An 11609-nucleotide genomic window follows, 5' to 3' on the forward strand; every position below is an offset into this window, starting at 1 on the left:
GCGTGAACATTACTGGATACCCGCGCACAGGCTCTAAAAAAGACAACCAAAGAAACGCAAACCACCTCACAAAACGAATCAATAAGCTACTATCAAAAGGCGTACTGACTGAAAGCGAGTTAGAAGAACTTATCCAGCTGCTTGGCGGTGTGATATGGAGCCACGGCGCACTGAGTTACCGACTCAAGGCACTAAGGGCTGCTCATGAGCTTCGTGACAAAATCCTTAAGGCGCTAAAGAAACATCATAACGAGCAATTAAGTGATGAGAACCAATACTCCAGTGCTGGCGGTCTCTCAGCCACAAGAATTAGGGAGTTTGAACAACAACTACAGGTTGCTACACTACTAATCGGGCCAAGCAATGATTCACGCTCGGTTGTAGAGAAACTCAATCAACCCATCGCTGACAGTCCTGACTTTACTCCCTATAGCTTTCAGGAAATCACGCGTACAGACCACACTGTCTATTACTGCGACATAGATGGTGACCTGCTTCGCGTTTTAGACCTTGAACACAAAACTCAACGGCAGCTTGAGAAGGATGAAGCACTGCTCGCTGAGGTATTGCCTCCAAAGAAAACGAGTTACATCGATGATGACGAACGTGCCAGATTAGAGGCAGAAGTGGACAATTTAAATACATTATCTGATGACACTCGCCAAACTATTTTAAACGGTTGGCAACAAGGCAATATTACGCATATTGATCAAGAGTTTCCGGAACTTGAAAACTTCAATAAATGTGTAAGTATACTCGACGACTTAGGCGTCATGTTCGGTACCTATGAAGAACTCAAGAGTGGTGAATTCAAAACCATGTTTAATAAGAATGGCTATCAAGCTGAGCATTACCCGCCACTCTCTACTCTTTTAGCACGTGCAGTTGCGCAGGGCGAAGCTCGCGGAGCCGTGCCGCGTATCGACGGCATTGTTAATTACACGGAAAAACAAGCGTTATGCTTTGCGGTCTTCGATGGACAATCCAAAGGGTTTGAGCATTACAACGTGACGCGTGCTGCTGAGGCTTTCATGAAATCGTTGGCTGAGAAAGGTGAAAAAGCGACTCTGGGGCAATGGCTAGATAAAGCCGTCGATTATTATGCGAAAGAGTTCACAAAGCGCCTAGAAAGAGAGGCTGTAGAGCCCTTTGATAAGCCTGCATTAGCTAAGCAGGGACGCAAGGCTGCAGTAGCGATTAGAAATGTTACACGTGCCCATTTCATTGCATTGGATGGAAAAGACGTTCTTGATCTCCCACTGGAAAATGGAAAGTATCGCAACAAGAAACCACAAACGTTTGGAGGCAACGTTAATGAACTTTAAACAGGAAGTAACACTTTTAAGAGCACATCCAGACAACCGACGCGTGTTGGCGATCACAGTGAATACTCCAGCCGATGGCACATTGGCTTCAAGCAGTATTTATGAAGGCGTCATCGAAGAAATCAATAAGAGTGCAGACTGCTTTTGGGTTAATAGTACTATATTGGATATCGGCGTAACGTCATCAAACCATTATTGGATAGGTGACAATGAGGGTCACATATATACTACGAAGACATTGAGTAAGGTGCCACTGGACAATGAACAAGATGTAGAGTTTGGATTTGATCCAAATCGCCTCCCGACAGTTCAGCAATACCGTTTTTCGACTTTCCCTATCAATGCAATCTGGTGCGATGAAACACTAACCATCATTGCCGACGAAGCCGGGACGTTTTGGCACATCCAAGACGGTGAATTCACTAGCCATAGCGCATGCAAAGACCCATTAGCTTTTTTTGGTCAGCAAAACGATATTTATGTTTATGGTCAAGGGCGGCAACTTTGGCACTTTAATGGCTCGATTTGGTCTCAAATCGAATTACCTGACATGGGATTAGATTTTTGGCAAATATCTGGGGCAACGCTCGTTAATGAAAACACGTATTTGGCTGTGACAGACTACGGGTTTGTGTTTAAAGGCAATGCTCAAGAAGGCTTTAACCAAATTAAGGCTCCAAAAAAATACTACTCCGGGATAACTACCATTGATGATAGGGTGTTTGTATCTATCCCCGAAGAGGGTGTGTATGAAGTGAAAAACATAACCGCGACATGGGAAATAGGACTGATTCATAATTCGCGCATCCCCCTCTCACTTCAGGCCATAGGGGAACCTTCTGCGCTTTACACGACGAACGCTTTTGAAGCACAAAAAGGTTACTTTGTTGTGCTCATTCCGGGCGATAAATTTGCTGAAAAGAAACGTGTATTTGCCTGGGAGATCGGCAATGATTAGATCAAATATAGACCTACAGGTAGCAGAGGTTACCGAATTTTCGCATCATCTCAGACAACAAGACGACAGACAATTAGTCATTTTCTACGAACTAATCAGGAAAGTATTCGAAAACGACGCACTGACCAAACAGACTAGAGAGGTAATTTGCAGGCTAGTAATTTCACAGAGCTCACGCGACCGATTGGCCTCTCGCGGAGCCTTGTCATTTTATGTGCCCTTTGTCTTGCGTTGTTTCTTTATTTTGGGCGACTTTTCTAAACCTATGCTTGTAAAAATGCAATCTCTCTATCCTCTGATTAGCGACATGAATATCATCGAAGTATTAGATTGCCACTTCTTTTTTCAGCAACTCTTCGGCTATCCAAAGAAGCTTCAACGTTTGCTTGATGAAGCAGACACAGCAGTGACTAACCAGACCGAATCAAATAAGAAGTATGTGAATGCATTTAAAGACGCTAATGCAGCCAATCTAGAAGCGCTGAGAAAAACCCTTCTCCTACCTGTCACAGAGTTAAAAACAGTTTGGAAGGCACTGCCTTGGATTCAGTGGCAATTTTTTACCATGAAATCAATATTGTGAGGATTCAATGTTTGAAGAAAACTATAAGTGTTTAGTTTGCGGTCATATTGGCCTGCTAGATTTCGACTATGACACCACTCCCGATAAGACCTTTGCGACCTTCTCCGGAAGTATAAGTTGTACGTCATGTGAAACTACCATTGAGTGCACTGGTCAGCTAGATATTTATGAAGATCAACCCGTTAGTGATCCAATGGACTGGTTAATGGACATTCAATACGACTGTGATTTTGACGTAATTTTTGTGAATATCAATGAAATACCGCAAATTGAGCCAGGTCCTCTCGACCACCTTTGTCGCTAACACCCTTTATAACTCTCATTTTTTTGCATACTCATACACAAGCAAAATTCAGCTTTAGCTATTTCACTAATTACATGGTTACTTAATTTTTAGGCTAAGTATTTTGATAGTATTCTTAAATAGTTCTAATACCATCTCCATCGTTGTGAAACCGATCACTATTCGTTTCACTGGAGCATGAATTGCTTTTTTGATTGTCGAGTTAAAGAATTTCAAATGGCATACTAATTCATATTTCAAAATTTGATTTTCATCGCCTTTGCTTTTATCAGTCTGAACACAACTGCAAAGGGTTTCAAAACCCCGAATCAGCGGTTAACACCTTTATTATCAACGTAAAAACGGGTTAAGGTCAGCACATAATGCTTGCGTTTACTAGCAGCGTCGCTATTCAATATTTCGACTGAGAAGTAAAATTCCAACAGTACTCACGCGATGATTTTGCCAAGCTGGTCAACACTGGCAATCAGTCGGACGCCAAAATCGAAATTATCGATATGAAGATAACTGGCAATGCGGCCAACGCAACGGTAGCATTATCGTGGAGTGAGCAAGGTGAAAATGGATACATCGATTATTTAAACCTCATATTCGGCGGTAGCAGTTGGCGCGTAAAGGCAAAGGTTCACTTTGCTTACATGCGTGGCATTGGCGTAGGTTAGCCCATTGGCAGCAGGTGTTTTTATAAACGGGCCTGGTTAATCCTTAGTGGCAATAATATAAACGTGATTATCCGGGTACTGATCCAACTCGAGGTGCTTTACAGACAAACCATTGTCCATGAGTATTCGCAAATTCTGGTTTATCCCCACCGAGCTGTAATAGAAGGTGTCGTTATGCCACTGGTCGGTGTGTTCTCCAACCGCGTCCCCTAATGTGTATATCAGCACGCCCTGTGAGGCGAGTCGTTGGCACAGGTTGGTCACAACCGGGGTTTGCATTGCCAGCGGCAGATGAAAGATACTGTCCCACGCCAGTATAAAGTCAAACTGCTGTTTGCTCTGCCAGGTACTGATATCCTGGTGTAAGAAGGTATGTTGCGGGTGATGAATGTCGGCCAGCCTGATCATCTCTTGTGATACGTCCAGTCCGGTTACGGTATAGCCGCTGCTTTGCAACAGCCGGATAAACCTGCCACCAGCCCCACAGCCTACGTCAAGCGCGTGCCCGCCGTGCTGACCATAGCTCATGGCTTTTTTAACCTGGTTGATACCGTAAGACGATGAGGTATGCCGGTTGTGCCACCACTGTGCAATTTTATCGTATTTTAATCCCAGTTCTGCTGGTTTCATCTTTACCGGCTTTCCTTTTGTGCCTTGTCAGGTTATTCCTGAACCGACAGGTTATGGGCTTTTAAAAAACTCAGTTTGTCCCAGTAACCCCGTTGAAACTGAATCAGACCATGTTGAATATGAAAAAACACATCCGCGCAGGCCTAACGGATCCTTCCAATCTACAATAGCCCACTCGTCTTCCCCAAAAATATGCTCTGCGATACAACCCCTATCTGCACAGGCAAATTCTTCGCTAAACATGGCGTAAATGGCATCTTTGCCCACCACGGGGGCATTAGCGACCTGATGGTTGGTGGCATGCACATCATATAGCGCTGCCAGCGATTTGGCGTCGCCATTATTAAACGCGTCAGCCCATGCTTTTACGATGTTTTTTGGTTTCATCGTGCCCTGTCTGCGCTTACCGCCACGCTATCAATCTTAACCATTAAGGTATACGTAATTTAAAGGCGATACTTAAATGGAATACAACCACCCGGCAAATCACGGGGCGTACCATGTGGATTGAAGCCCGCGTTTTCATAAAACGCGGTTGCACAGGTCGATGAATGCAACTTTACCACGCCATCCGGGTTATTTGATTTACAGATAGCCAGCGCCGCTTCGACCAGTGCCGAAGCCACTCCCTGACGATGACATGCAGGTAACACAAATAAGCTTTTCATATTCCAGTAATCGTGAATGAGCACGATGCCCACCACAGTACCCAAAGACTGATAAACAAGATGAACGCCCTGCTGACCATCATGGATAAATGCTGTTGAACTGGCTATGGAATCTTCAATTATCGCTTTTAACTCAGACTCCTGAGCCTTTATGCATTGAGTGACTGAATCAGAGATCACCCGGGCAATGTCTTCAAGATGAATTCTTTCAGCAACTCTAATCATACTGGATACCCTGCCTTTGCAGCCGCCAATGCAATACATTGCCTGAGTGAATGTCTGGTATACATTTTTGTAATTGATCCCGTTATTCAGGTTATAAGAATTAACAGTTAGTCATTTATAACATACCCAGCACAGATTTTTGGATTACCCATGCTCACACTCACCTCAGGAGATTTAATTGCAAGCGGCGGACATCGCTCCTGTTACTATCATCCGCACAACCCAAACCGGTGTATCAAGATTTTACACAGTGACAGCGCTGTTCGTGATGAAACGCGTGAAATTCAGTATTTTAACGTGCTTCGCCGCAGAAAAATCAACTGGCAAATGATTGCCCGCCTGTACGGTAAAGTTGAAACCACCCTGGGTAGCGGTGTTGAGTTTGATCTGATTCGGGATAATGACGGCGCGGTTTCCCGACCACTGGCCTGGTACTTAGAGCAGCACGATCCGGCGCTGAATCAGGCGGCGGTTGTGGCTACCGAACAGGTGGTGAACAACCTGCTGGAACAAAATGTGATTTTTCGTGACCTGATTGCAGAGAATATCTTACTGCAAAAACTGGGAGAAAACCGTTTTAACCCGGTAGTGGTGGACGGCGTTGGCCATAATGATTTTATTCCCTTATGTAATTATTCTGCCTATCTGGGCCGAAAAAAGAACCTGCGTAAATGGCACCGGGATAAGCACAACTGGTTTGGCCGTTTTAATCAGGTAAACCATCAAATTTTCTCGTTTGCCGGATTACGTTAGCATGAACCCGGGCCTGATGACGGCCCGGACTATTCAGAAACGGTAACTGAAGGTATTGATATCTTCGGCAAACCAGTCAGCCACGATTTGTCTCGTCGTATCGTCGTAGTATTCCTGATAATAACGATGGCTTGATGGTTTTTCATGGGGCAGTCGGGCGGGCCGGTTCAGTTTGGCAGACAGACGTGCAAAATCCAGCGCCAGATTTTCAAAAAACAGAATATTGTCTACCAGCAACTGACCTTTTTCATCGTTTATCCAGTTAACCTGGGGCATAAACATTTGTGGCTTGTCGTAATAGGCCGGGTCCTGTTCTTTGTATGCCAGTTTCACCCATTGTTTAAAACTGACCGGCTGATGACCCAAACCAGTCTGGTTGGTTTTAATTCGGTAATGATAATGGGATACGACTTTATCCCAGGGATTACGCACCACACAGAAGCGGCATTTTTCACACCATGCCCGTTCGCCAATTTCAGCGCGTTTCTGCATGGCAGTTTTATGTTCAAACGGAATATTCAGCGCTTTACTGATGCTACTGCCCGCTGTTTTGTTAATATGAATAAAAACAAAGTCATCCATGTAGCGGTGACGGGTTACTGCAACACGTTCTAATAATTGACCAAACATACCGATATGTTCCCAATCTTTGCTGAGCCATTGTTAATATATCGTTAAAATCGCTGCGGATCATTATTTTTCAGATATAAAAAAGCCTGCTTAAAAGCAGGCTTTTTACGTGTTAACTGTGCTGGTTAGTATTCCCACCAGCCTTCTTGCCACCAGTCCAGAAATTCTTCAAAGTCGATATAACCATCATCGTTACTATCGATGAGTTTGAAGCCTTCTTCAACATGGCTGGCTTTTGTCTTAGGCGACAAAACGGTTAGCAGCTCGACGAACTCTGTCAGATCGATCTGGCCGTTGCCATCGCGGTCGAAGAAGCTGAAGTCACTTTTAATTTCAGCAATTTTTTCTTCGGATAGTTGGGCGCTCACGTTTATCCCTTATTATTCAACATCTATTATCAGAGTGTAACGCCCTCTACAGGCGCTGTCTATGCCTGTTTTTGTTTCGCTGCCAGCGCACGCTGACGCTGCTCTTCAGCTTTATCAGTACGGCGTTTTTCCATCGCCTCGCGAGCTTCAGAGCCTACGTGTTCCTCATTACGCGCTTTAGCCAGCTGAACCTGCTTTTCACGCTCACGGAATCGGGCAATCTGATCATCGCTGTGGGTGCCAAAGCAATGCGGGCAGCTTACGCCTGGCTCATATTTGTCACTTTGTTTGTCTTCTGCGGTGATCGGCAAGCGACAGGCATAACAGGCATCATACTGGCTTTTTTCCAGCGCATGATTAACCGCAACCCGGTTATCAAACACAAAACAGTCACCTTCCCACAATGACTCTTCCTTTGGCACATCTTCCAGATATTGCAAAATACCGCCTTCCAGATGATAAACCTCATCAAAGCCCTGCTCTTTCAGGTAAGCGGTGGATTTTTCGCACCGAATACCACCGGTACAGAACATGGCAACTTTTTTGTGCTTTTGCGGATCCAGGTTGTCTTTTACGTATTCCGGGAACTCGCGGAATGTTTTGGTGTTAGGGTCGACCGCGTGCTTAAACGTACCGATTTCAATTTCATAATCGTTACGGGTGTCCACTACAAACACCTCCGGGTCACTGATCAGCGAATTCCAGTCTTTTGGCTTCACATACGTACCCACGGTTTTACGCGGGTCGATGCCTTCCACACCCATGGTCACAATTTCTTTTTTCAGTTTGACCTTGGTGCGGTAAAACGGCTGTTCTTCATGCAGGGATTCTTTGCAGGAAATAGGATTGATACGTGCATCGCTGTTCAGATAAGCGATCAGACCGTCAATGCCCTCACGGGTACCTGATATGGTGCCGTTAATGCCTTCAGAGGCTAGCAGCAGCGTGCCTTTAATACCCAGCTCTTCCATTTTGGCGACCAGGGGCGCACGTTGCTGTTCATAATCTTCAAGCGCAACAAACTTATACATTGCGCATACAATATACTGACTCATTTTTATTTACCTTTGCTGATTGGAGCGTAAGACCAGTGCAAAAATGCGGGCGGAATATAGCAAACCGCGGGCCGGAACTCAAATCTCAGGCGGTCAGCAAGTGGCGCGACCCTTCCACCACGTCGTTTAGCAAGGTTTCATCACAAGGGGTAGCCGTATAGTGCTGTATATCCTGACATTGTCTGAGCTGGGTCGGTAAGCTGCAGTTTGCCACGACTTCAGGGGCTATTTTAGCGGTATCGTTTACCATGGCGAGCGGGTCCGGGTGCATGGCCTGCCACAAATGCATACCAGCGATATCATTCTGGGCCACCAGCATGCTGCTGTAAACCAGAGTGCCCAGGTGTGCAGCATCAGTGGCCAGAGGCGCCCGCCGGTACTGGTTTAACTGCTGTAATACTGCTGCATCGTCTACCGCTACGTCAGGGGTTTGTGCATAGCCGGGATACACCGCGCCAGGTTGCATCTGCATGGCCAGATACAATGAGAATACTGCCCCCTGGCCAGAGGCGCGGTTGAGCCTGCCGGTCAGCTCATGATTGGCAATACGCATTAAAGACGGATCAGTGATGATTTCAGACACACAATACTCCCGGTTGCTATTGCTTATATCGGTTAATACCCGTGCACCTTTAATACATACCTGCCAGTTGCAGTGATTTTGTTTCAGGCAACGTATACTAAAGTCTATGAAGAACACAAAAAGATGGACTTCGCCAGTATGAACTATGCCAGTCTGCGGGTGTTAATTGTTGAGGATCAGCGCCCGTTTCTTTTGATGTTAAAGGGGCTGCTTACTACGCTGGGTTGTACCGATGTGGTCACCAAGTCTTCTGCGGAGCAGGCGCTGTCTGTGTGTCGCCGCCAAAAGTTCGATATTGTCATCAGTGATTTACATCTGGGTACAGAGCGTAAAACCGGTTATGACCTGGCAGAAGAGCTGCGCGTATCCCGCATGGCCCGCCCGGGTACGGTGGTCAGTCTGATCAGCGCTGACAGCGCCCGGCCAGTAGTGCTGGGCTCACTGGACCGGCGCCCGGATGACTATCTGGTCAAACCGTTTTCTCAGGCCCAGCTGAAAACCCGTCTGGCCCGGGCCTGGCAAAAACGACAGGCGCTGCTACCGGTATACAAGGCTATTCACGACCATGACTATGCCCAGGCTATTGTGGCCTGCCAGGAGATTATCCGGATAGGCGGCAATTACCGGCATTCAGCTGAGCAGTTACTGGTGGAGCTTTACTGGCAGCATGATGACTATTCGCAGGCGCTTGAGGTACTGCGTCCGTATGAACAGGACGCCACGGCGCAGTGGATACAGATTGCCCTGGCCCGTACTTATCTGAAACTGGGCAAAGCCGAACAGGCTATTGCTATGGCCGAAACCATTCTGGTACGCAACCGGTTCAGCGCCGATGCCTACGATATAATGGCACAAAGCCGGCAGGCTATTAATGAAGGCGAAGCCGCCGTTGCGGCCATTATTCAGGCCATTAAAATCTCGCCTTATTCTATCGCCCGGCAGGTCAGTGCCTGTGAAATAGCCCGGCAGAATAATGACTATGAGCTGGCCAATCAGGCCTGCCTGGCAATCTGGGATTTATCCCGGCGCACGGTACATCAGCATATTTCTCACTGGTGCGGGTATATCCGCAGTATGCTGGATGTGGCCGAATACACCGAAGATAAGCGGGTGAAAAACCGCTATCAGCAAGATGCCCTGTTACAGTTACAACGGGGGCGCTTTGATGATTCGGTTAACCGGCTGGACGAAGATTTCAGTTTTGAAACCTTTGAGCAAATTATGCTAGCCCGCATTGCGGCACTGGATGGCAAATACGTGGATGCCAAACGGGATCTGCATCAGGCGCAGTCAAAAATTAACACCACCTACGACAACTACCCGCTCTATTATGCGGCAGATTCAGTCAAGGTGATGCTGGAGCTTGGCGAGTATGAGGAAGCACAACCGCTTATCAAGCTGATGCACCGCCATGTCGATGAACTTGATGCAAACAGCCGCTATTCTACCGAGACAGCCAGCCGCAAAGCCGCCGATAATAAAAAAGCCTATCTGGAGCATAACCGTGACGGTATTGCACATTATCAAAAAGAAGATTACGAGCAGGCCCGCACGTCGTTTTTAATGGCTCAGCAGTATGCGCCGGTGAATACCGGTGTTGCCCTGAATCTGCTGCAATGCCTGCTGAAACTGGCCGATAAGAAAAAGCCACTGGCGTCGCATACCGCAGAGTGCCGGCGACTGTGCAACATGCTCGATGATATACCGCTAAAGCCCCAGCATCAGGAAAAATACGCCTCGTTGTATGATGATATTGTGTTATTGCTGCGCCGCTAACCGGGCCGCCATCACATTACCGGCCGGGAAACCTGAATAACCCTGCCAACTATCCAGCTGATCAGTGCCAGTACGATACCGCTGCCAATCAGTGACCACGGGGTCAGAGGCGCCAGCGCAAAGGTAAATACCGACACCAGCCAGTTATACAGTGTGACGCCAGCAAGGGCAGAGATCACTGTGGCCATCAATGGTTTTCGAATTGATTTATGTATGATTACCGACACCAGCAACCCCACAACCACCAGCGTTATACACCCTGCCATACGAACTCTCTTGTCACCTGATTGAAATATTTGTAGTGGTAGAGTACCTGACTGTGGGCCATGCTGACAACAGGCCTGACAGACAGCTTATGCACCTGGGGCATTTCGCTGAGCCGGAGAGCGGGTAAAAGCCTTGCTGATCGCGTCTGACGGCTGAACAATCTGCTGCGCTCTGGCCGCCCCGGCCCACCACAATAGCTGGTTTAGTGTACGTGAAAAATAGCCTTGCCAGTGTTCCTGCTGTTCACTGTCATTAAACCCGCCATCCTCGCTTAGCAGTGATTGCGCGTGTGGTACATGAATCATGGCCGATACCGGCAAACAGCCCAGCTCTCCTAAAAAGGTGCGCATGCCCACCGCCGCTCTGGCACCGCCCCACTGCCCGGCAGAATAGGTTGCAATGGCAGACGGTTTAAAGCTGAACAACGAACTGCCGAAGTGGTTGAGCAAATGGCACAATGCCGGACTCATTGAGTGGTTGTATTCCGGGCTGACCATCACATAACCGTCAGCGGCGCGAATTTGCGCAGCCAGCGCATCGAGCTTATCAGGTACCTGAGATTGTGCGTAGGCAAAGTGAGGTTTAAAAACCGGCTCCAGCGGATAGTCGAGCGGATCTACCAGCGTCACCTGAATATCATTATAACAGTGTAAGCAGTTTATAATAGCCTGGGTCACCCGTTCCCCCAGCCGGGCAGGCCGCGGCGGGGTGCTGCTACGGGCGCTGCCCATAAATACCAGTATATTCATAATACCCTCAGATCGTGGTCAAAGCGTCAGTGTACAGTTAAATGGCCAATCTGTTGAAACAAGAGCCTTTATT

Annotated in this window: 15 protein-coding genes and 1 pseudogene; 7 read left to right on the forward strand and 9 right to left on the reverse strand. The window is 47.2% G+C overall.

The genetic code is table 11. The annotated features are described in order from the left end of the window. Positions 1 to 2 precede the first annotated feature (2 nt). The 5 genes and pseudogenes from EZV72_RS09310 to EZV72_RS18795 form a co-directional block, all read left to right on the forward strand. On the forward strand, positions 3 to 1325 hold the full coding sequence (locus EZV72_RS09310; protein WP_137166986.1) for a hypothetical protein: 1323 nt from the start codon (positions 3 to 5) through the stop codon (positions 1323 to 1325). After that, on the forward strand, positions 1315 to 2283 hold the full coding sequence (locus EZV72_RS09315) for a hypothetical protein (RefSeq protein ID WP_137166987.1): 969 nt from the start codon (positions 1315 to 1317) through the stop codon (positions 2281 to 2283). The genes EZV72_RS09310 and EZV72_RS09315 overlap by 11 nt, the downstream gene beginning before the upstream one ends. Further along, the gene (locus EZV72_RS09320; protein WP_137166988.1) at positions 2276 to 2866 is read left to right on the forward strand and encodes a hypothetical protein; all 591 of its coding nucleotides are present in this window, start codon (positions 2276 to 2278) and stop codon (positions 2864 to 2866) included. Before EZV72_RS09315 ends, EZV72_RS09320 begins: the two co-directional genes overlap by 8 nt. A gap of 7 nt (positions 2867 to 2873) precedes the next feature. Next, on the forward strand, positions 2874 to 3170 hold the full coding sequence (locus tag EZV72_RS09325; protein WP_137166989.1) for a hypothetical protein: 297 nt from the start codon (positions 2874 to 2876) through the stop codon (positions 3168 to 3170). A 425-nt stretch (positions 3171 to 3595) separates the two neighbouring features. Next, a pseudogene (locus EZV72_RS18795) lies at positions 3596 to 3832 on the forward strand (nuclear transport factor 2 family protein); the annotation flags it as partial. Positions 3833 to 3868: 36 nt separating this feature from the next. On the opposite strand, the gene EZV72_RS09335 reads toward EZV72_RS18795, so the two are convergent. From EZV72_RS09335 to EZV72_RS09345, 3 genes are read right to left on the reverse strand one after another with little or no spacing between them, the layout of a single operon-like run. Continuing rightward, positions 3869 to 4462, reverse strand: coding sequence for a class I SAM-dependent methyltransferase (locus EZV72_RS09335; protein WP_137166990.1), 594 nt, complete (start codon positions 4460 to 4462; stop codon positions 3869 to 3871). Between the two features lie 51 nt (positions 4463 to 4513). After that, a complete protein-coding gene (locus EZV72_RS09340; RefSeq protein ID WP_232364400.1) occupies positions 4514 to 4849 on the reverse strand; it encodes a YybH family protein in 336 nt (111 codons plus the stop codon). A 59-nt stretch (positions 4850 to 4908) separates the two neighbouring features. After that, positions 4909 to 5355 (reverse strand): GNAT family N-acetyltransferase, encoded by a 447-nt coding sequence (locus EZV72_RS09345; RefSeq protein ID WP_175405081.1) that lies wholly within the window; start codon positions 5353 to 5355, stop codon positions 4909 to 4911. Between the two features lie 150 nt (positions 5356 to 5505). On the opposite strand from EZV72_RS09345, the gene EZV72_RS09350 reads away from it, so the two are divergent. Beyond that, positions 5506 to 6108, forward strand: a complete 603-nt coding sequence (locus tag EZV72_RS09350) for a YrbL family protein (RefSeq protein WP_137166992.1) — start codon at positions 5506 to 5508, stop codon at positions 6106 to 6108. Between the two features lie 33 nt (positions 6109 to 6141). Here EZV72_RS09350 and EZV72_RS09355 read toward each other — a convergent pair whose 3' ends face one another. From EZV72_RS09355 to EZV72_RS09370, 4 genes are all read right to left on the reverse strand, one after another. Continuing rightward, positions 6142 to 6738 carry a sulfotransferase family 2 domain-containing protein gene (locus EZV72_RS09355; protein ID WP_217495161.1) on the reverse strand — a complete coding sequence of 199 codons (597 nt, stop codon included), beginning with the start codon at positions 6736 to 6738 and terminating at the stop codon, positions 6142 to 6144. A gap of 125 nt (positions 6739 to 6863) precedes the next feature. Continuing rightward, on the reverse strand, positions 6864 to 7106 hold the full coding sequence (locus tag EZV72_RS09360; RefSeq protein ID WP_175405082.1) for an EF-hand domain-containing protein: 243 nt from the start codon (positions 7104 to 7106) through the stop codon (positions 6864 to 6866). A gap of 59 nt (positions 7107 to 7165) precedes the next feature. Then, the gene (gene trhO, locus EZV72_RS09365) at positions 7166 to 8161 is read right to left on the reverse strand and encodes an oxygen-dependent tRNA uridine(34) hydroxylase TrhO (protein WP_137166994.1); all 996 of its coding nucleotides are present in this window, start codon (positions 8159 to 8161) and stop codon (positions 7166 to 7168) included. An 85-nt stretch (positions 8162 to 8246) separates the two neighbouring features. Then, the gene (locus tag EZV72_RS09370; protein WP_137166995.1) at positions 8247 to 8744 is read right to left on the reverse strand and encodes a VC2046/SO_2500 family protein; all 498 of its coding nucleotides are present in this window, start codon (positions 8742 to 8744) and stop codon (positions 8247 to 8249) included. Between the two features lie 123 nt (positions 8745 to 8867). Between EZV72_RS09370 and EZV72_RS09375 the strand changes: the two genes are divergently transcribed. After that, positions 8868 to 10520, forward strand: coding sequence for a response regulator (locus tag EZV72_RS09375; protein WP_232364401.1), 1653 nt, complete (start codon positions 8868 to 8870; stop codon positions 10518 to 10520). Positions 10521 to 10531: 11 nt separating this feature from the next. On the opposite strand, the gene EZV72_RS09380 is transcribed toward EZV72_RS09375, so the two are convergent. Continuing rightward, positions 10532 to 10786, reverse strand: coding sequence for a hypothetical protein (locus EZV72_RS09380; protein ID WP_137166996.1), 255 nt, complete (start codon positions 10784 to 10786; stop codon positions 10532 to 10534). A gap of 87 nt (positions 10787 to 10873) precedes the next feature. Then, positions 10874 to 11536, reverse strand: a complete 663-nt coding sequence (locus EZV72_RS09385; RefSeq protein WP_137166997.1) for an NADPH-dependent FMN reductase — start codon at positions 11534 to 11536, stop codon at positions 10874 to 10876. Positions 11537 to 11609: the final 73 nt, after the last annotated feature.

The sequence above is a fragment of the Salinimonas lutimaris genome, assembly GCF_005222225.1.
Lineage (GTDB): Bacteria > Pseudomonadota > Gammaproteobacteria > Enterobacterales > Alteromonadaceae > Alteromonas > Alteromonas lutimaris.